General features: G+C 69.2%; 22 protein-coding genes and 1 pseudogene. 11 read left to right on the plus strand and 12 right to left on the minus strand.

Features of this window, described 5'->3' with window-relative positions; all coding sequences use genetic code 11:
- Nucleotides 1-78 precede the first annotated feature (78 nt).
- The 3 genes from CES90_RS44145 to CES90_RS44155 all read left to right on the plus strand — a co-directional run bounded on the left by CES90_RS44145 (nucleotide 79) and on the right by CES90_RS44155 (nucleotide 2291).
- The gene (locus CES90_RS44145) at nucleotides 79-609 is read left to right on the plus strand and encodes a squalene/phytoene synthase family protein (protein ID WP_189788466.1); all 531 of its coding nucleotides are present in this window, start codon (nucleotides 79-81) and stop codon (nucleotides 607-609) included.
- 18 nt (nucleotides 610-627) lie between these two features.
- Nucleotides 628-1602, plus strand: coding sequence for a polyprenyl synthetase family protein (locus tag CES90_RS44150; RefSeq protein ID WP_189788465.1), 975 nt, complete (start codon nucleotides 628-630; stop codon nucleotides 1600-1602).
- Nucleotides 1603-1706: 104 nt separating this feature from the next.
- Nucleotides 1707-2291, plus strand: coding sequence for a hypothetical protein (locus CES90_RS44155; RefSeq protein ID WP_189788464.1), 585 nt, complete (start codon nucleotides 1707-1709; stop codon nucleotides 2289-2291).
- Between the two features lie 44 nt (nucleotides 2292-2335).
- On the opposite strand, the gene CES90_RS44160 is transcribed toward CES90_RS44155, so the two are convergent.
- Both CES90_RS44160 and CES90_RS44165 read right to left on the minus strand, forming a co-directional pair.
- Nucleotides 2336-2611, minus strand: coding sequence for a hypothetical protein (locus CES90_RS44160; RefSeq protein ID WP_189788463.1), 276 nt, complete (start codon nucleotides 2609-2611; stop codon nucleotides 2336-2338).
- 595 nt (nucleotides 2612-3206) lie between these two features.
- A complete protein-coding gene (locus tag CES90_RS44165) occupies nucleotides 3207-4277 on the minus strand; it encodes a chitinase (RefSeq protein WP_232791377.1) in 1071 nt (356 codons plus the stop codon).
- Nucleotides 4278-4448: 171 nt separating this feature from the next.
- Here CES90_RS44165 and CES90_RS44170 point away from each other — a divergent pair, with 171 nt between their 5' ends.
- The 4 genes and pseudogenes from CES90_RS44170 to CES90_RS44180 form a co-directional block, all read left to right on the plus strand.
- Entirely contained in the window at nucleotides 4449-4841 is a 393-nt protein-coding gene (locus CES90_RS44170) for a hypothetical protein (protein ID WP_189788462.1), read from the plus strand.
- A 140-nt stretch (nucleotides 4842-4981) separates the two neighbouring features.
- A complete protein-coding gene (locus CES90_RS44175; RefSeq protein ID WP_189788472.1) occupies nucleotides 4982-7192 on the plus strand; it encodes a bifunctional polysaccharide deacetylase/glycosyltransferase family 2 protein in 2211 nt (736 codons plus the stop codon).
- A 161-nt stretch (nucleotides 7193-7353) separates the two neighbouring features.
- On the plus strand, nucleotides 7354-7524 hold the full coding sequence (locus CES90_RS52260) for a DUF6192 family protein (RefSeq protein WP_373313635.1): 171 nt from the start codon (nucleotides 7354-7356) through the stop codon (nucleotides 7522-7524).
- Between the two features lie 495 nt (nucleotides 7525-8019).
- Nucleotides 8020-9227: pseudogene (locus CES90_RS44180) on the plus strand (transposase); the annotation flags it as partial.
- 100 nt (nucleotides 9228-9327) lie between these two features.
- On the opposite strand, the gene CES90_RS44185 reads toward CES90_RS44180, so the two are convergent.
- The 5 genes from CES90_RS44185 to CES90_RS44200 all read right to left on the minus strand — a co-directional run bounded on the left by CES90_RS44185 (nucleotide 9328) and on the right by CES90_RS44200 (nucleotide 13239).
- Complete coding sequence (locus tag CES90_RS44185; RefSeq protein ID WP_189788461.1) at nucleotides 9328-9912, minus strand: DinB family protein; 585 nt, start codon at nucleotides 9910-9912, stop codon at nucleotides 9328-9330.
- Nucleotides 9913-10486: 574 nt separating this feature from the next.
- Nucleotides 10487-11032 carry a zinc-binding dehydrogenase gene (locus CES90_RS52265; protein WP_373313634.1) on the minus strand — a complete coding sequence of 182 codons (546 nt, stop codon included), beginning with the start codon at nucleotides 11030-11032 and terminating at the stop codon, nucleotides 10487-10489.
- The gene (locus CES90_RS52270; RefSeq protein ID WP_373313633.1) at nucleotides 10998-11516 is read right to left on the minus strand and encodes an alcohol dehydrogenase catalytic domain-containing protein; all 519 of its coding nucleotides are present in this window, start codon (nucleotides 11514-11516) and stop codon (nucleotides 10998-11000) included. Before CES90_RS52270 ends, CES90_RS52265 begins: the two co-directional genes overlap by 35 nt.
- An 84-nt stretch (nucleotides 11517-11600) precedes the next feature.
- Complete coding sequence (locus CES90_RS44195; RefSeq protein WP_189788460.1) at nucleotides 11601-11876, minus strand: hypothetical protein; 276 nt, start codon at nucleotides 11874-11876, stop codon at nucleotides 11601-11603.
- Between the two features lie 922 nt (nucleotides 11877-12798).
- Complete coding sequence (locus CES90_RS44200; RefSeq protein WP_189788459.1) at nucleotides 12799-13239, minus strand: VOC family protein; 441 nt, start codon at nucleotides 13237-13239, stop codon at nucleotides 12799-12801.
- A gap of 218 nt (nucleotides 13240-13457) precedes the next feature.
- Between CES90_RS44200 and CES90_RS50750 the strand changes: the two genes are divergently transcribed.
- From CES90_RS50750 to CES90_RS44210, 4 genes are all read left to right on the plus strand, one after another.
- Nucleotides 13458-13658 (plus strand): hypothetical protein, encoded by a 201-nt coding sequence (locus CES90_RS50750; protein WP_229914511.1) that lies wholly within the window; start codon nucleotides 13458-13460, stop codon nucleotides 13656-13658.
- On the plus strand, nucleotides 13658-13885 hold the full coding sequence (locus CES90_RS50755) for a Ku family protein (RefSeq protein WP_229914510.1): 228 nt from the start codon (nucleotides 13658-13660) through the stop codon (nucleotides 13883-13885). Before CES90_RS50750 ends, CES90_RS50755 begins: the two co-directional genes overlap by 1 nt.
- A 9-nt stretch (nucleotides 13886-13894) precedes the next feature.
- Nucleotides 13895-14038 carry a hypothetical protein gene (locus CES90_RS50760; RefSeq protein WP_229914509.1) on the plus strand — a complete coding sequence of 48 codons (144 nt, stop codon included), beginning with the start codon at nucleotides 13895-13897 and terminating at the stop codon, nucleotides 14036-14038.
- A 522-nt stretch (nucleotides 14039-14560) separates the two neighbouring features.
- Nucleotides 14561-15022: a hypothetical protein gene (locus tag CES90_RS44210; protein ID WP_189788458.1), complete on the plus strand. Its 462-nt coding sequence runs from the start codon at nucleotides 14561-14563 to the stop codon at nucleotides 15020-15022.
- A 729-nt stretch (nucleotides 15023-15751) separates the two neighbouring features.
- Here the strand turns inward: CES90_RS44210 and CES90_RS44215 are convergent.
- The 5 genes from CES90_RS44215 to CES90_RS44235 all read right to left on the minus strand — a co-directional run bounded on the left by CES90_RS44215 (nucleotide 15752) and on the right by CES90_RS44235 (nucleotide 19277).
- Nucleotides 15752-16510 carry a FadR/GntR family transcriptional regulator gene (locus CES90_RS44215; protein ID WP_189788457.1) on the minus strand — a complete coding sequence of 253 codons (759 nt, stop codon included), beginning with the start codon at nucleotides 16508-16510 and terminating at the stop codon, nucleotides 15752-15754.
- A 10-nt stretch (nucleotides 16511-16520) separates the two neighbouring features.
- Nucleotides 16521-17567, minus strand: a complete 1047-nt coding sequence (gene denD, locus CES90_RS44220) for a D-erythronate dehydrogenase (protein WP_189788456.1) — start codon at nucleotides 17565-17567, stop codon at nucleotides 16521-16523.
- A gap of 45 nt (nucleotides 17568-17612) precedes the next feature.
- Nucleotides 17613-18407: a 2-oxo-tetronate isomerase gene (gene otnI, locus CES90_RS44225; RefSeq protein WP_189788455.1), complete on the minus strand. Its 795-nt coding sequence runs from the start codon at nucleotides 18405-18407 to the stop codon at nucleotides 17613-17615.
- 71 nt (nucleotides 18408-18478) lie between these two features.
- A complete protein-coding gene (locus tag CES90_RS44230; RefSeq protein ID WP_229914508.1) occupies nucleotides 18479-18880 on the minus strand; it encodes a hypothetical protein in 402 nt (133 codons plus the stop codon).
- 100 nt (nucleotides 18881-18980) lie between these two features.
- Entirely contained in the window at nucleotides 18981-19277 is a 297-nt protein-coding gene (locus CES90_RS44235) for a class II aldolase/adducin family protein (protein WP_332836441.1), read from the minus strand.
- Between the last annotated feature and the right edge of the window lie 9 nt (nucleotides 19278-19286).

The following is a 19286-nucleotide window of genomic DNA, read 5'->3' on the forward strand; positions in this document are numbered from 1 at the left end:
CCGTGCTATCGGAGTCCAACTCTCGCGTGCCGCTGTGCGATTGCCTCGCACGCTGGTTCGGCAACGCAGGCGACCGCGATGCAGCGCGACGTCGACTTCCGCGACTTCGCCACCTACGCGGAACTGCGCCAGTGGGCCACGCAGATGACCGGCAGCCCGGCCTACGGGGTCATGTGGGCCATGGCTGGCACCGAACTCACGGAAGCGCAGTCGCTGGTGCGTGAGTTCGCCGAACTTTGCCAGTTGTCCGACGTGCTGTGCGACCTGTCGGAGGACCTCGACGACGGCCGCCTCTACCTCCCTCTTGAGGATCTCGACCAGCTCGGGGTGCACCCCGCGGACGTCAAGGCCAAACGGTGGACACCGGCCATGGCTGACCTCATCGCGTTCGAAGCCGCGCGCGTCAGGGACCGGTTGCCCGCCCTGGCCGCTGAACTGGAACACACCCCCGTCGGCACCTTCGCCCAGGCATTCGGCGAGCATTGCAGGCTGCTCCTGGCCGGCGTGCTGGCCGCAGGCCAGGACGTGCTCCACCGGCCGGTCCAACCACCCATGGGTGACTTCCTCAATGCGTGGCGCCCCCTGATGCGCGACGTCATCCCCTGCTGACCATTGAAAGGACGTGTCATGCCCATCGCCGTGACCCCAGTCGGGGGCACACACATTCCGCTCCTGGAGGCTGAGCTGCTGCGCTGGGTGGGCAGCGGCGACAGCCTGCTGGAGGTAGCCTGCCTGGACGCTTTGTTCCCCCCGGGCAAGCTCCTTCGCCCCATCCTGTGTATGGAGTCCGCCAAAGCCGTCGGCGGTGACATGAACCAGGTGCTGGCGTTCGCGGCCGGCATCGAATGCCTGCACGTCGCCAGCCTCATCCACGACGACATCATCGACCAGGACCCGGTACGCCGCGGGCGGGCCTCCACCGCCGAGCAGTACGGCCTCGCCGAGGCCCTGGTAGCAGGTGACGGACTGTCGATGGCCGGAATTGCGGCCATGCTCAGCGGCGGCCCCGCCGAGCGCGTACTGCACGCAGCACGGGTCACCGTCGATGCCCTGCGTCACATGTGCCAGGGCATCATGCGCGAAACCGGAATCCGCGGCGACCTGACCTGCGGGGTACCCGCCGTCCTGAACGTCATGCAAGCCAAGACCGCCGCTCTGACCGGCGCCGCCTGCCAGGCCGGCGCCATCCTGGCCGGAGCAACCCTGGAGCAGGACCGAGCCCTACGCAGGTACGGAGAACAGCTCGGCATGGCCTTCCAGATCCGTGACGACCTGCTCCCCTACACCGCCGAGGACCAGATCACCGGCAAGACAGCCATCAGCGACGTCGCCAACCTGCAGCCCACCCTGCCCGTCCTGCTCGCCTACGAAGTGGCCGACAAAGCCGACCGCGACCGCCTGACCACCGTATTCCACGGCGACACCGACCCCGTCACCGCACACCGAGACATCCTCGCCGTGCTGACACGCACCGGCGCCCTCACCAAGGCGGCCCAGATGGCATCCTCCCGCGCCGAACAAGCACACGTTGCACTCACCGGCCTGCCGGACGCCCTGCGCCTCGCCGAACTGGCCACATCAGCAGCCGACCGTCAGCGCTGAGTAGGGCCGGGACTGGCGCGGTGGCTGATGCTCCGTTTCCAGTTCCCGCTCCTGGTCTGCACCGGGCTGGCCGCTCAGCCCTCAAGTACAGGAGACCTGCGCTCATGAACACCTCCCGCATACTCAAGCGCTCCGCTCTGGCCGTGGCCGGGGCCGCCGGTGTCCTGGCGGTGGCGGTGACTGTCATCCCTCAGGAGGAGACCCCGGCCGCTCAGAGTGTGAAGTCCCCTCCGCTCCTGGCCGCCCTTACGCAAGCGGCTTCGCTGCCGTTCGCCTGCCAGAAGGCGATCTTCAAGACCGGGGATCAGTTCGCCACCACCCGCTACGCCATCCCGGACGAGTTCTGGAACGCCGCTGTCGCCGCTCTGGGCAGTCTGACCGAGACCGAGCGGGCCGAACTCACCCGGCCTGCCTGTGCGGCGTGGAACAGTTGGGCCACCGCCAACAGCACCGCCGTGACGGGTGAGCTCGACAACCGCTACCGCAACGCTCCCCTGCCGGTGTGCAACAAGTTCACCGTCGCCACTGTGGGAACGGTCAGGAAGTTCTCTCCGAACACCCCGGCGGCGGCCCGGGGCCTGGAAAAGGTGGTCAAGAAGGTGTGGACCGAGGCCATGACCAAGCTTTCCGCTACGGCCTCCGACGCCACCTGCCGCACCTCCTACAGCACCGCCAAGACCGCCTGGTAGCCACCGCGGCCCTGGCCCCTGTCCTCCGAGGATTCCACGCCTTCTCAGCGGGCCCGGTTCAGTGCCCGGGTCAGTTCCCGGTTGGCCGCCCGCGCGGCATCGAGTTCCTCGGTCCGCTCATCGAGCTGGCCCTTTATGTCGGCGAGGTGTTGTTCGAGCAACGTGATGCGACGTTGAAGCTCGTCGATGTCGGCGGACGCGCCAAGGCCGGATTCTTTCCCGGCGGTTTCACCAAGGGTCTCGGAGAGACGCTTCTCCAACTGTCGGCCCCGGGCTGTCAGCCGTCTGTTTCGCTCGAGCGCGACGACAAGAGATGCCATGTCACACCACTGCCACCAAAACCCCAGAGAACCCGACGATCTCCTCATCGCGCAGCGGACCTCAACCAGGTCCGCGCCGACCTCACCGCCTTGTAGGGGCGGCTGCCCTACTCGGTGGAGCCGATGGAGGCCCGGGGGCGTCCGAGGGCTACTGGTTCGCAACGTCCCGCGCGTACCCTGACTCGCCGGGCTGGTCCCAGCAGGAACAGCAGCAGGTCGCCGCGCTGCGGGAGAAGGCACGCGACGTCACCGGGGTGATACTCACGCACGCCTTCTGGGACGGGGTCGCGGCACCGCATCGTCCCGACGCCCGCAGCCAGCTCAAGTACGCCCTCGATGTCCACGAGGACAGCCGAGATCAGGAGGTGTAACCGTAGCGGCCCCTCGGGGGCGTGTCCTGAGGGCGGACGTGCTGGGCGTACCTGCCCAACGAGGCGACAGCTGCGACTGGTTGGGGACAGGATGGCGGCAGCGATCGCGGGGAGGGCCGGATGAGGCTGACCATTGGGCGATGCACAACCTGAATCTGCAGGTCGGGGGGCTGGCGTGCGTCGCGATCGGGATGCTCGCGCTGGTCGGCGCCGTGTCACGTGGATCAGGCCGATGCCTCGGTGGCACGTCGAAGCGCCGCCGTGTACGCACCGGGCCGCTGCTGGACACCGCTGCAGGCGTGGTCAGGCTCGCGTTTCGATTCGCCGAGGCACGGACGGTCGCGCTCGGCGGACCACATGGACAGCCCACCGATGCGCTTGTCTGCGGCGAAATCGGCGAGTTGGGCCGCGTCCTCCAAGGTGAAGACCTCACCGGCGACGTCGTTGACACCCACCATAGGTGTCACGGCCAGAGCCCTCCATGCGGCCGCGTCCGTAAGGCGCAGCACTGTGCGCACCTGAGCCTGGGCGTTCGTGGCCGCCTGCATCGCGTACCCGCCCATGTCGCCGCGCAGCGCCTCACCGTAGTTCATCGTCATGATGTTCACGGTCGACACCCGGACGCCGCTTTCTCTGGCCTCGGTCAGCAGGGCCATGCCGTCGTCCGTGAGCCCGGTCGGCAGGACTGGCAGCGTGAAGGAGACGTCAAGGCCCTCGTGGGTGCGCTGAAGTTCGGCGATCGCCTCGGCGCGGCGGGCACGGGCACGGGGATCGGAGAGCGCCTCGTCCTCGATGTCGAAATCGACCTCGGTCAGGTCGTAATGGTCGATCACTGAGCCGTAGGCGGCGATGAGTTGGGGCACTCGGGTGCATGCCGTCGCCAGTTCCGTTCCGTCGGCACCGCCGAAGGAGACCCGAACGTCGCCACCCGCCCGGCGGGTGGCGGCGATACGGTCCCTCACCCTGGGCTCGGCCACGGGAACGTCTGCGTCCCATTCCGGCTTGCAACGGCCGTCGTCGGCCACGATGAAGGAGAGGATCAGGTCCTTGACGCCTGGCGGCGTGGGGGCGGTCGCCCAGGCATTGACGTACGGAGCGAACCGGGGGCCCGCGCCGGAGGCGGGCGGGACCTGATCTGTTCGGTGCTCGGTCTTGAGTACCGAGGGCAGCGCGAGCGCCGACAGCCCGGCCAGGACCACGAACACCAGCACGGCAGGCACAGCGAACAGCCCGATGGAGATATGTCCCGGTGCAAGGGAGCCGGCGTGTCCGCGGCAGCGGAAGAAACCCCTCACAGGTCGCTCCTCTGTTCCGGTCGGGAGGTTGGGAAGGAACGGGACGGCCTGGCCTGTCAGTTGGCTGTCCTCGAGGAGAAGTCTCACGCTGCCGAGTGTGTCGACCCTGATGACACGCTGATAAGCACCACTGTGTCACGATTAGTAATGTTCTCGTCTAGCCTCTGCGTCATGGATCTCCAGCTCGGCACGGCCGAGTGCGCGCCCACGCTGAGCCTCCAGCGGGAACCATGCCAACAAGGCAGGCAACAACCACAGCCCGAACAGCCCTGCGGCAGACCTGTGTTCGTGGACCCCACCGGCCGCCGTGCCCGCCTGATCGGGTGCTGCGCCGTGGTCGCCGGGACGGCGCTGGTCGGCTACGCGGCAATTTTCTGCGTAGGGCTCTCGGGCGGCACCCCGTTCGCTCCACGGACGCTCGTCCCCGGCACCGCCGGCGACGCGGATACCACAGGTGCTGTGGGCAGCCGTGCCACGTCCAGCGCCCAGCCCCCGTCCCCGACCGCCAGGACCGCCCGGACCTCCTGGGACGGGGCAGGCATGCTGAGGCCCGAGCCGCGATGACGAGCCGACGGCCGCGCCGGGCGCTCGGCGCATCCCGGAGGCTGCTGAAGGCCGTGGCCGGCTGCCTTCCCGTCGTCAAAGGCATCGCGCACCCCCGCGCGGTGCTGGCTCTGGCCGCGCTGCTCGCGCTGGCCTGCGCCATGCTGCTCAACGGCTATCTGCGCGCGGAGATCGGGGCCGACCCGCCCGGCCGGGGAACCAGCGACTCCCGTGGGGCGGTCCCCGGGAGTACGTTCCCCGTCTTTCACAGGGCCGTCCCCAGGGGAGCGGTCTCCGTGGGCACGCCCCCCAGGAGCCGAGCCTTCGATGCGGCGCGTCTCAGGGCCGCCACAGCGAGGAGGGGCTCCTACCAGCGGACGGTCCCCGAAGAAGTGCTCACCGGAGGCCCGGTCCTCACCTTCGCTGCCGACGGCAAGGTGACCAGCCACCGCATCCCCCGCAATACCATCGCACTGACCTTCGACGACGGACCGGATCCGGAGTGGACCCCGAAGGTGTTGGAGGTCCTGCGGAAGCACGACGTGTCTGGAACGTTCTTCGTGGTCGGCCGGATGGCAGCCCGGCATCCCCAACTGATCCGCCGGATTCTGGAGTCCGGCAACGAGATCGGCGTGCACACGTTCTCGCACCCCGACCTGGGATCCCACAGCACCGGGCGTATCGACCGCGAACTCGCGCGGACACAGCTGGTGCTGGCCGGCGCAGCCGGGGTCACCAGCTCGCTCTTCCGGGCCCCGTACACCTCCTACGTCACGGTGCTCGACGACCGCGACTGGGCGGTCACCCGGTATCTCGGACGCAAGGGGTACATCAGCACGTTCATCGACAAGGACAGCGAGGACTGGCGGCAGCTCGCGGCCGCGAAAATCGTGCGCAACGCCATGCCGAAGGCCGGCGCGGGCGCGTCCGTACTCTTCCACGACGCGGGGGGCGACCGCGCACAGACTGTCCGCGCCCTCGGCATGTACATCAAGGAGATGAAGCGTAGGGGTTACGTGTTCACCACCGTCACCGGGGCTCTCTCAGCCCCCAGCGCTGTGCACAAGGCCGGGACGGTGCGTCTGTGGGAAGGCAGGGCCATGGTCGCCGCGGTGTCGCTGACCGGCGCGGTGATGCCGGCGTTGAACGTCCTGCTGCTTGCCGTGGGCGCGGCGGTCATCGCCCGGTTCATCACGATGCCCGTCCTTGCGGCGTGGCACCACCGCTCACGCAACAGGCGGTCCTGGACCTGGGGGCCGCCGGTCACGGAGCCCGTGAGTGTGATCGTCCCGGCGTACAACGAGAAGGAGTGCATCGCCCATACGATCACTTCGCTGGCCGCGAGCCGCCACCCCATCGAGATCATCGTCGTGGACGACGGCTCCACGGACGGCACCGCCGACATCGCCGAGGCCATGAAGCTGCCCTCCGTACGCGTGATCCGGCAGCGCAACGCCGGCAAGCCCGCGGCCCTCAACCGCGGTGTGGCGAACGCCCGGCACGACCTGATCGTCATGATGGATGGCGACACGGTTTTCGAGCCCGGCACCGTCGGCGAGCTGGTCCGCCCGTTCGCCGACACCCGTGTGGGCGCGGTGGCGGGGAACGCCAAGGTCGGCAACCGGAATTCGGTGATCTGCGCCTGGCAACACATCGAGTACGTCATGGGCTTCAACCTGGACCGCCGGATGTACGACCTGTTGCGCTGCATGCCCACCATCCCCGGCGCCATCGGGGCCTTCCGTCGCACGGCGCTGGTCGACGCGGGCGGCATGAGCGAAGACACCCTCGCCGAGGACACCGACATCACCATCGCCCTGCATCGCGCGGGCTGGCGAATCGTCTATGCCGAACATGCCCGTGCCTGGACGGAAGTCCCAAACAGCGTAGGCCAGTTGTGGCGCCAGCGCTATCGCTGGTCCTACGGCACCATGCAGGCCCTCTGGAAACACCGCCGCTCGGTCGTCGACCGCGGATCGTCAGGACGCTTCGGCCGGGTCGGCATGCCGCTGGTGGTCCTCTTCCAGATCCTCATGCCTCTCTTCGCCCCGCTGATCGACCTGTTCATGCTCTACGGGATCTTCTTCTTCGACCCCGTGAGGTCGCTGGCGGCCTGGGCATCGGTCCTGCTCGTGCAGTTGCTGTGCGCACTGTACGCGTTCAAGCTCGACGGCGAGCGATACCGCTGTCTGTTCCTGCTGCCCCTGCAGCAGATCGTCTACCGACAGCTGATGTATCTTGTCCTGCTGCACTCCTGTGCCACAGCGGTCACCGGCGCCCGCCTTCCCTGGCAGAAACTGCGGCGCACCGGCGAGGTCGACGCGCCGCCCCGGCCGCGTGTCGTGACGGGGCAGGTTCCTGGCAACGGCTGATGCGGGCCCGGGCGCAGCTCCTCACGAGGGGAGGACTGCGCGTCCTCCCCTCGCCCAGGTCCCCCGACCGGGAAACAGCGTGGCCGCCGCGATCAACATGAGCATGCCGCGTCGGTCGAGGGTCGTGCGGCGGGCCATGTCCGACGACACCACCCCAGTTCCTGGTCAACGAGGCCCAGCAGCAGAAGGACGAGGAGGCACGCGAGGCCTTCCACCGCGACTCGCCCGTCGCCCCGACCCTGCGCCACATCCAGCGGTCGATCGAGTTCATCGAACTGGTCGGCGTCTTCCATGCTCTGGTCACAGCCGCCGGCGGATCGTCTTGCGGCTGAGGGGCAGGCATCTGTCGGACGACGAACGCGCTGCAGAGTGCCTGAGCTTGACTCTGAGCGTCGATCGGGGATCGGGTCAGACCCTCGAGCGGTGCCTCCCACATCCTCACAGTCGGGGATCTTGGAGTTTCCCGGTGCAATGACATGACCAACGGGCATGCTCGGGGCTGTTCCGCGGGCGGATGCAGTTGATGGGGTGTCCGTTGTCCCTCTGTTCCCGTTCCGGTGAGCAAGTCCCTTGTCTGACCGCGCAGATCGCGCGGGCGAGCGATGCGGGCGCTACGACGGCGATATGGGTGCGGGACCGGCGGTCTCTGCGGCGCCCCGCGTGCGGGGCTGGGGAGGGCGCGGGGCGCCGCGGTCGAACCGGTGCGCCGGGCAGGTCAGGGATGCCTGGCGCACCGGTGATTCGAAGACGCCCCCGCCGTGCCGGGCGGATGCGTGGTTGGGGCGCACCGTGCCGGTGTGCTCGGTGCGGGTGGCGCGTCGCCGTGGATGAAGGACCTGTCCACCTCGGTGGTCGCGCTGCTGGTGTCCGAGGCGTGCAACATCGGCCTGGCCCCGGTGGTGAACCCCGCCCATGAGGCGCTGACCCGGGCCCGGCTCGTGCACGTCGACCAGTCCTACCTGCGGGCCGACACGGTCGCCGCAGCGAACGCGCGGCTGATGGCCGCCCAGGCCGAGGTGCCCATCGTGAAGTTCTGGGGCGAGGGCCTGCTCGCCTCGGTCGACGGACTGCGGTTCGTCGTCCCCGTCCGGACCGTCAGCGCGGCGCCGTCGCCGAAGTACTTCGGGCTCAAGCGGGGCATCACCTGGCTCAACGCAGTAAACGACCAGGTCGCGGGCATCGGGCAGATGGTCGTCCCCGGCACCCCGCGCGACTCCCTGCACATCCTGGAGGCGCTGCTGAACCTGGACGGCGGGGTCAAGCCGGAGATGGTGGCGACCGACAACGCCTCGTACTCCGACATGGTGTTCGGCCTGTTCAAGATCCTCGGCTACAACTTCAGCCCGCGGTTCCGCGACCTGGACGACCAGCGGTTCTGGCGGGCCACGATGCCCGGCGTCGAGACAGGCACGTACGGCGCGGTGGAGGACCTGGCGCGCAACCGCGTGAACCTGAGCAAGGTGATCACGCACTGGCCGGACATGCTGAAGGTCGCCGGTTCCCTGGTCACCAACCAGGTCCGTGCCTAACCCTGCTGCGCATGTTCGGACGAGAGGGGCGCCCGACTCCGCTGGGTGCGGCGTTCGCGGAGTACGGGCGGATCGCCAAGACCGAGCACCTGCTGCGCATGGTCGACCCGGTCGACGGCACCTACCGGAGGCAGATGAACCGGCAGCTCACCGTCCAGGAATCCCGCCACAAGCTGGCCCGGGAGGTGTGCCACGGCAAGCGCGGCGCCATCCACCAGGCGTACCGGGACGGCATGGAGGACCAGCTCGGCTCGCTCGGCCTGGTCCTCAACGCCACCGTGCTCTGGACGACCCGTTACATCGACGCCGCCGTCGCCCAGCTCCAGGCCGAGGGCCACGAGATCCGCGAGGAGGACATCACCCGGCTCTCCCCGCTCAAGCACCGCAACCTGAACCTGCTCGGCCGGTACAACTTCACCGCCTCGGCCCCGGCGGCCGGCGCCCTGCGCCCGCTGCGCGACCCGGACGCGCCCGAGCTCGACGAGGACGACGAAAGCGTGGACTGAACGCTCACATCGGGTGACGCGGGCACATCAGGTGGCCGGGGTGCTCGGACATCGCAAGCGCCAGTTGGGGAGCCGATGTCAGGCTGCCTGGTATGTCCAACTAAGCCTTGATTGGTGCGGCCGTCCTGGCGGCCAGCTCGATCTTCGCGCAGTAGGCTGCACGGGCTTCCTCGTCGATCTGCTTCTCGTGTTCGGCGCGCAACCCGGTCCGGCCGTCGAGGCCCTCGCGCAGGATATCGGCGTGCCCGGCATGCCGGATGGACTCGCCGAGGACATGGACCATGACGGCGAACAGGTTCGTGTCGGCATAAGGCTCTGGCCACCACGGCACGTGGCCGGGGGCGTCGAGGGGAAGCTCGTTGATCGTCGCGTCCGAGTGTTCCCACGTGCGCCGGTAGAACCCGATGATCTGATCGCGGGTCTCGTCCTCGGTCGCCCACAGATCGCTGCCGTCGGAGTCCTGCCACCGGGGCAGCGGTTCCGGGGAAGGGCGGTCGAAGACCTCGCCGAAGTACCTGGCCTCGACGCTGGCCACGTGTTTGACCAGGCCGAGGAGGTTGGTCCCGGTCGCTGTCAAAGGTCGGCGGGCGTCGTATTCGGACAAGCCGTCGAGTTTCCAGAGCAGCGCCTCGCGGTCCCGCCGCAGTCTCCCGTGCAGGTTGTCCTTCGCGAATTCATCGATCATGCGGCATGAGCCTGCCATGGGCTGTTCGTGGTCTCAAGATCCCGTACATGGTCCGCAACGACTGGCAGAGCCGGGGCCTGGCCATGGCCGCCGTTGTTCACGCTCACGGACAGCACTGCCTCGCGGCGAAGAGCGGGCGCCGTCGCCGGCCTCTGGCGGCCGCGAGGGCGTAGGGCCGAACGGGTGGCGGGAAACGGGCAGGCTGGACACCCTCACCAGAGTTCAACCCTGCGACCGAGGATCGAACCCTGCTCGCCTGTCGTCAAACGATCGTTTGACGACAGGCGAGCGATGCGTCCAATGAACCCGTGCAATCCGGGGGTTCGCGGCGGCGCGAATCCAATCTCCACCGCGACCAGGTGGCGCTGCGCATCCACGACGGCGCGTTCTCCGAATCCCGAAGTTACGTCAGCAGGCAGTCGAGCCGCCGCCGAAGGAAGAACCCCCTGGCCACAGGGGCAAGCGCTCAGCGGAGCTTTGGGGAACTCGCCGGATGTCGCACAGTCGAAGATGTAGTTGCCGGTGCGAGACATGTCGTCCTTCTTCGTTGTGGTGCTGTGCCGGCGGGCAGGGTTCAGGGGTTGATGAGGACCTTGAGGGTGTTGCGGTCGGCCATGTCCTGGTAGCCGACCGGGACTCCATCGAGAGCGGTGGTGGCGTCGAAGACCTTCCCGGGCTCGATCGTGCCGTTGAGGATGTCGGGCATCAGTTCCTCGATGTAGGCACGTACGGGGGCGGGGCCTCCAGCGAGGCGGATGTTGTGGCCGAAGAGGCTGCCGAAGCCGACGGGGTCGTCCTCGCACTGGGGGACGCCGACGCGGCTGATGACGCCGCCGTGGCGCACGATGCCGAGGGACTGTTCGTAGGCGGGCGTGTTGCCGACGCATTCGAGGACCACGTGCGTGCCGTCGCCGCCGGTGAGTTCCCGTGCCTGCTCGATGCCTTCCTCGCCTCGGGCGGAGACGACGTCGGTGGCGCCGAACTCGCGGCCGAGGTCGGTACGCGCATGGTGGCGGCCCATGAGGATGATCTGTTCGGCGCCCAGGCGCTTGGCCGAGAGCACGGCCATCAGGCCGACGGCGCCGTCACCGATCACGGTGACGCGGGTGCGCTCGTTCACGCCGCCCGCGACGGCGGCGTGGTAATCGGTGCCGAGGACGTCCGTGAGCGTCAGCAGGGACGGGATGAAGGCGGAGTCCGGGGCGACGGGGAGCTTGACGAGGGTGCCGTCGGCGAGCGGGACGCGGACCGCTTCGGCCTGGCCGCCCTCCTCCGGCTCGCCGCCCCAGAAGTTCGCCTGCGGGTGGGCGCAGGAGGTGTGCAGACCCTCGCGGCAGAAACGGGCAGGTGTTGTCGGAGACGGCGAACGGGGCGACGACCAGGTCGCCGCGCTTGACGGTGGTCACCTCCGAGCCGGTGTCCTCAACGACGCCGATGAACTCGTGGCCCATCCGGGCCGGCCCGTCCTCGGGCTTCATCGAGCCGTAGGGCCACAGGTCGCTGCCGCAGATGCAGGAGCTGGTGATGCGGACCAGCGCGTCGGTGGGCAGCTTGATGATGGAGTCGGGGACGTTCTCGACGCGGACGTCGCCGGCGCCGTACATGAGGGTCGCGCGCGTGAATGCTCTCCAGTGCGGTGGTGCGGGTTCGAGGGAAAGCGACTGGTCAGGGGGTAGGGCTGGGCCGGCTCAAGCCTGGTCGGCATGAACGGGGGCTGCTCCGCGGGCGAGGGGGCCGGGTGAACCGGCGCGGTGGTCCCGTCGCAGGGCGAGGGCGATGGTGGGGATCAAGGTCAGGGCGGCGATGGCAGTCCCGACGACGGCGGGGCCGATGGCTCCCAGGCCGGTGTCGAGGGTGAGGCCGGCGAGCCAGGAGCCGTTCGCGGTGCCGAGGTTGAACGTCGAGACGGTCAGGGCCGAGGTCAGGGTGGGTGCTTTGCCGGCGTAGCAGACGGCCAGGGCCATGAGGACTGGGTTGGCGCCCAGGCCGAAGAAGCCCCAGCAGGGCGACCAGGACGATGGTCGCGGGGGCGGAGTCGGCGAACAGCACGACTGCCAGCAGCAGAAGGGTGGCGACCGTGGCGGCGGTGAGGGTCACCGTGTGCGGGCGGCGGTCGCCCAGACGGCCTCCGACGATCGAGCCGGCCGGGGCGTCAAGGCCGAAACCGACCAGGACCAGCGGCACGATCCCGGACGCGATCTGCGACCGGTCGGTCAGCAGCGGCGCGATGTAGAAGTACGCCGCCAGGACACCGCCGGTCGTGGTGGCGCACGCCGCCAGCACCAGCCCCACTCGGCCGGAGCCCAGAGCGGTCAGCTCGGTCGGCGATCTGGGGCTGACCTACCAGTCCCTGGACCTGCCCTTGTCCCATCGGGCCATGCACGACCTGACCCTCTACACCGCCGAACCGGGCACCACCTCCGAAGACCGACTCAAGCTCCTGGCCAGCCTGGCAGCAACCCAGCCCCAGGCAGAGCCCGCTGACCAGCCGCACCAAGCTGCGCCGTCAACGCCCACACCCCGATCCGGCACCAGCGAGAACCGCCCTCCCACTTCGTGAGGCTCATGCGGTTTTGTCCACGCGAGCACGCCATTCCGACTGTCCGGCTCGCTACGGGTCTGGCACGCCCGGCGGCTGCAACGCGTCGACGACAAGATCGCCGCCCTCCGACAGGGGGAAGCCGAGCAGCAGCACGGGCAGCACCGAACGGACGCACCTCAACCCCGGGCCGCTGCATCCGATCGGGCGCGGTCGGGCAGCGGATGGACAGTGGCGCCTTGACGCAGGGCGGCATTTTCGAGTGCGAGCTGCCGGATGGCTTCCTCGTACAACTGAAGGGTGCGGCGCAGATCGGTGTTCTCCTGCCGCAGTTCGGTTGCTCCTTCTCAGCGCAGTTGCTCGGCCAGTCCGACGATGATGCCCTCTGGGCCGCGGATGTAGCAGAGCAGATAGCTGTCCTCGAACCGGGCGATCTCGCCGACGAGTTCGGCGCCGTGAGGGCGCAGTCGGGCAACGGTGTCCTCGATGTCGTCGACGGCGAACATGATGCGGTGCGTGCCCAGAGTGTTGTGCGGCCGGTTGCGCGGCCCGGCGCTGATCACCGCGGGGCTGCGGTACTTCGCCAGCTCGAGCCGGCTGTGACCGTCCGGGGTCCGGACCATCGCGATGTCACAGCGGACGCCATCGAGTCCGGTGCATTGGTCAGCGAAGAGGCCCTCGACCTGCGCCCTGCCCTCCAGTTCCATACCGAGTTCCACGAAGAACGCGATGGCGGCATCCATGTCGTCGACGACGATGCCGACGTTGTCCATCCGCTGAATCGCCATGCTGGTTTCTCCTTCTGCCTCGTGCGGCCGGTGATGGCCGCTGATGCTCCTGGGACGGAGCCGGGGGCACGTTCTCGACATCCGCAGACCGCCGAACTCCGAAAAGTCTGCTGGCACCGTGCCCGACCCGACCTCTCCCCCGCCGACGTCCCCCGCCTGACGTCACCGCCGCACTGCCGCAGCACCGGGCGCGGCGGCCCGCCCGGCGCGCAACACCGGTGAGCGCGCCCCGATCCCGGCAGCGGCCGCGCCGACCATCCCGCCCTTCCATCGACTTCGTCGACCTCGACGAGATCGAGCCCGTCTATTTCGACCGCACCTACCACATCGCCCCGCGCGGCAGGGAGTACACCAAGGTGTATGAGCTGCTGCGCGCCCCCTGGCCGAAGCGAACACGGTCGGCATCGCCACGTTCGTGATGCGCGGCAAGCAGTACCTGACCGCGCTGCGCGCAGAGGACAAGGTGCTGGTACTCCAGACCCTCCACTGGGCCGACGAGTTCCGCGACCCGCGCCAGGAGCTGCCCGAACTGCCCTCCGGCCGGGCGGGCAAGGGCAAGGAGCTGGACATGGCGCTCCAGCTCGTCGGCGCGCTCAGCGGGCCGTGGCACCCGGCCGGTATCACGACACCTACCAGGAGAAGGTAGCGGGAGCTGGTGCAGGCGAAGGACGAGGGTGAGGAGATCGCGTCGGCCGAGGAAGCGTCGGCGGCCACCAACGTCATCGACCTGATGACGGTTCTGCAGGGCAGCATCGACCAGGCTCGCGACGGAAGTAGGACAGAGAGTGAGCCGCAGTAGAAGAAGCCGGCCCCGGCCCGCAGGACGGCACGGAAGACGACCCGGAAAGCGGCGAAGAAGACCGCCGCCAGGAAGGCGCCGCCGAAGACGGCCCGCGCCTCGGCCGCCGCCCGCAGCCAGCGCGGCACCGGCAAGAGCGAACTGCGGCAGCTGAGCAAGGGGGGGTGTATGAGCGGGCCACCGAGCACGACATCGCAGGCCGCTCCATGATGAGCCGACAGGACCTCATCCAGGCCCTCGCCCGAGCCGGGCGCCGCCGCAAGAAGAGCGGCCGCTTGACCCAGATACCGGGCCAGATCGGCGATGGTGTCGTCCAGGCCGGGCTCGAACGCGCGGCCGCGCAGGGTCTCCTGGAGGCTGAGCCGGGTCGCCGCCCCCGTTGCTCTCTGTTCCTCCAGTTCACGTCCGACAGCTGCGTCACGTGTTCAAGGGTTGTTTGTTCGGCCCCAGTGTTCGAAGGTGGAGAACCGCCAACCGCTGTATGTGGACCGCGAGTTGACGGGCACAGGGAGGGGATTTCTCATGGCACTACGCAAGTTGGCCGCGACACTGTTCGCGGCAGCGGCGATCACGACCTCGACGGTCGGTCTCAACGGTACAGCCGCCGCCCACACCGACAGCGCCAACGGCGGCACCGGCATCCTCACCTCCGAGGAGGCCCGGCAGCCGTCGCTGACGGCGGCCCAGATGAAGAACGCCGTCGTACCCGAAGCGGCCGGGTCCGGCTCGGTCGCCGCCTCGCTGAACTGCGCGTACTACTACGTGTGCGGGAAGGGCGGGAACGGCAACAGATTCGACTACACCACGTGCAACACGACGTACACCCTGCCCAACCTCGTGGGCTGGGGCTCCCTCCACAACAACCAGACGCCGGGTACCAGGGCGCACTTCTACGACGCGAACGGTGCCTGGATGTTCTCCATCGACGCTCCCAACAGGAATGACGTGTTCTGGACCCCGGTGTGGTACGTCATCGCCTGTTGAGCTGACAGCCCGGCCCGGTCCGTGTGCGGTGGGATGAACCCCGACAGTTCAACGCACCGCCGTCAACGCCTCCCGTACCGCCGCCAGTTCCTGGTGGAGTCCTTCGTCGGAGCACCAAGAGGCGGGCGAGCTTGCCCGGGGGAAGGCATGGTGCGTGACGTGGACGCTTCCGGAGCCGATGCTGGCCACCCCCGTGCCTGATCCTGCTCTGCTGCCGGGGTGGGCCAGCGAGCCGAAATGATGGACAGGGTTCGCTGCTGTCCGCTGATCGCGTTCCACGACACGGTGATGCGGTCCACCAACAACGCCTTCATCCCGCTGCTCTTCAAGCTCTTCGGAAAGCTGCTGATCGAGGGCCGCCGCGAGACGTCGGCGGTCCCCGCGATCCCGGAACACGCCATCGCACACCACGCCCTCATCCTGGAGGCCCTGGGATCCGGGGATCCGGGGATCCGGGGATCCGGGGATCCGGGGATCCGGAGAAGGCACGCCGTGCGATGGCCGCGCATAGGGCGCAGACCGCCGAAGACCTGCGCGCCCATGTCCTCGCCCCCTTGCAGTCGTCACCGGAACTGCAGGAGTCCGGCTCCGCCTGACACCGCGCGGCCGCGTTGCCGGCCCCGCCGGTTCCGTCCGACCCGCCGCCGGCCATGCCCGCCCGCCTTGCCGCAGCGTCCTTTCGGTCAGTGCGCAGCAGGCCGCCGGCCCACTCGGCTCCGACGACGCGCGTCAGGGAGTGGTGTCGAGGTCCACGTCGACGGCCTCGGTCTCGGTCCAGAACACCGGGTCCGCGTCCTGGAGACGAGAGGCGGCGTGCTTCATGTGGCTGCGCGCGGCGGAGCGTGCCGCCTTGGCGTCGCGGGCTTCGATGGCGGCCAGGATGGCGTGGTGCTCCTGCCGGACCGCTTCGATGAAGTCGGCCCGTCGGGCCTCGTTTGCGCGGGTGACACGGATGCCGCTGCGCAGCACCTCGCCGAGGTACCGCACCGTCGAGACCATCACCGCGTTCCCCGTCGACTCGGCGATGGACCGGTGGAAGGCGAGGTCCTCGTCCACGCCGTCACCGCCGGCCACGACCGCCGCGTCGATCGCGGCCAGAGCCTGACGCATCCGGGCGCAGTCGCCCGGCGTGGCGCGGGTGGCCGCGAGGTAGGCCGCCTCCCCCTCCATGGCGCGGCGTACCTCCACGATCTGCAGCACCTTGGACTTGGTGTCCGCGGTCTCGGCATCGGCCTCGAGATCGAGCGGCCGGATGCGCCGGGGCATGACGAACACGCCGAGGCCCTGGCGCGGTTCGACCAGGCCCGCGTTGCGCAGCCGCGACACGGCCTCACGCACCACCGTGCGGCTGACGCCCAGCTGCTTGACCAGCTCCACCTCGGTCGGCAGCTTGTCGCCCTCGGCCAGTCGCCCGGATTCGATCTCTTCCCAGAGCAGTGCGGCGACCCGGTCCGTGAGCCGGACGGGACCACTCACCTTGGAAAACATGATCTTCAGTCTATCGGCATGGATTCGGCCGCGCGGCTGGGACGAGTGTGCCGGGCGCGAGCGCGTCGGCGTGGTCGGCGAGGTAGTCCCGTACCACCGACTCGAAGCCCGGATCGGGTTCCAGACCGAGCGCGGCGGCGCGCGCGTTGTCGAAGACAGCGGGCCACGAGCCGACGATGGCCTCGACGTTCACGTCCGGCGCGAGCGTCACCAGGTCGGCGGCGGCGTCGCCGGCCACTCGCCGCAGCGTGGCCAGCATCTCGGCGACCGACACGGTGAGCGCCGGAAGGTTGACCGGCAGCGCGCCGTCGAGGCGGCCCCGGCTGGTGCCACGGTCGGCCTCCGCGACGCGGAGGATTCCTTCGACCGTGCGCCGCGGCGAGGCCAGGGCCACCTTCAGCTCGGGCCTGACCGGGCAGGTAGCCGGGAGGCCCGCGAGCGGCTCGCGGATGATGCCGGACAGGAAGCTCGAGGCGGCCGCGTTCGGCTTGCCCGGTCGTACCGACACGGTCATGAGGCGGACGACGCGTCCGTCGACGAAGCCGCGGCGGGTGTAGTCCGCGATCAGCTGCTCGCAGACGAGCTTCTGGGTTCCGTAGCTGGAGCGGGGCGTGGGCAGGGTCGATTCGCTGACCACCGGCGGCAGCGGCAGCGCCGGGTCGGAACCGTAGACCGCGACGCTGCTGGAGAACACCAGCCGCGGTGTCGGTCCACCGCCGGCCGACTGGGCCCGGGCGGCTTCGAGGAGGGCGCGGGTGGTGTCCACGTTGGCGCGCATGCCGAGGTCGAAGTCGGCCTCGCACTCGGCCGAGACCGCGGCGGCGAGGTGGATCAGCGCGTCCACCGGCTCCGCGAACAGCTCGTCGAGGCGGTCGGCCAGGTCGCCCTGGACGACGTCCACGAGCGGGTCGGCCGCCGTCGGCGAGTCGGACGGCACGAACCGGTCGGCGAGCACCAGCCGGTCGATCGGTGCACCGCGGAACGTCCGCGTCCTCAGCAGCGTTTCGGTGACCTGCCGTCCCAGGAAGCCGAAGCCACCCGTGATGACGATCCTCATGTGCTGTCCCTCCAGTGCCTCAGTAGTCGTCAGCGTCGGTAGTCGTCAGCGTCGGTAGTCGTCCAGCCAGCCGAGGCCTTCGCTCGTGCCGGCGCGGGGGCGGTACTCGCAGCCGATCCACCCGTCGAAGCCCAGGTCGTCGACGACGCCGAACAGGTGGCGAACGTTGAGTTCGCCGTGGTCGGGCTCATGGCGGTCGGGCACGCCGGCGATCTGCAGATGGCCGACCCGGCCGGTCGGCAGGTCGCGGCGCAGGGTCGCGGTGAGGTCGCCCTCGACGATCTGGCAGTGATACAGGTCGAGCTGCACCTTCAGGTTCGCGGCGCCCACTTCCTGCACCACCGCGTGGGCCTCGGCCTGCCGGCGCAGGAAGTAGCCGGGCATGTCGCGGCCGTTGATCGGCTCGATCAGGATGTCGATGCCCGCCGCGGCGGCCCGTTCCGCGGCCCAGGCGAGGTTGGCCAGATAGGTGTCGCGGTGCTTGGCCCGCTCCTCCGCTGTCGCCTCCGGCCGCACCAGCCCGGCCATCACGTGCACCCGGGGGCAGCCCAGCGCCGCGGCGTACTCCAGCGCCCGGTCGATCCCCGAGTGCGTCTCCGCCTCGCGTCCGGGCAGTGCGGCAGTTCCGCGCTCCCCGGACTCCCAGGACCCGGGAGGTGCGTTGAAGAGCACCTGCGTCAGGCCGTGCTCCTCGAGCCGGCGGCGCAGTTCGGTGGCGTCGTGGTCGTAGGGGAAGAGGTACTCGACGGCCTGGAAGCCGTCCGCCGAGGCCGCGGCGAAGCGGTCGAGGAAGTCGTGCTCGGTGTACATCATGGACAGGTTCGCGGCGAACCTCGGCATGCTGTGCTCCTGTGTTCGGGCGGGGTCCGGGCCCGAAGCGGGGGCTCCGGACCCGGATCCGGTCAGCGGGTTCAGCGGTTGACGAGCTGCTTCCTGGTGGTGAGCACCGCGGCGGCGCCGATGTCTCGTTGTTGACGAACATGAACGCCGCGGAGACGATGCCCCAGGTGATCATGATCCGGGCGATCCAGGTGCTGGCGCCGATGCGCTGCAGTAACAGGTTCCAGGGGGACCTCGAAGAGGAAGTAGCCGATGAAGAACAGTCCGGCACCGAGGCCGTACGCCGCCTCGCTGAAGCCGAGGTCGGCGGACATCTGCAGCTTCGCGAAGCCGACGTTGACCCGGTCCAGGTAGGAGAAGATGTAGCAGAGGATCAGGAAGGGGACGATACGTCGCACGACCTTACGGAAGACGGCGTTCTCGCGGGCGATGTCGTGGCTCTCGGCCGCCGTGACGAGGACGGGGATGGACATAGGGGATCCTTCGTGCACCTCAGGTGATTCTCTGGCGGATCGGGGCATTCGTCACCCCCTGGAGGGGGCGACTGTCACCCCAGAGGTGTGGTGCTGATCATCACGCGGCGCCGAACACGGACCTCAGTTCGTCGAGGGCGTGGGCGGGGAGCGGCTCGGGGCGACGGTCGGTCGCGAGCCAGAGACGTGCCGTCTCCTCGAGTTCTTCGAGGACGGCGAGCACGCCGGCGGCGTCGGGGCCCCAGACGACGGGGCCCAGCCGTTCCAGCAGGACGGCCCTGATCGGCGTACCGCTCGCTGCACGGTCGGCGATCCGGGCGGTCACCAGGTCGGCCACGCGGGGGTCGCCGGGCCGGTGGTAGGGGATGAGCAGGACGTACGAGCGCAGCGTCCGCAGGTTCGCGCA

It is taken from the genome of Streptomyces capitiformicae (assembly GCF_002214185.1).
Taxonomy (GTDB): Bacteria; Actinomycetota; Actinomycetes; order Streptomycetales; family Streptomycetaceae; genus Streptomyces; species Streptomyces capitiformicae.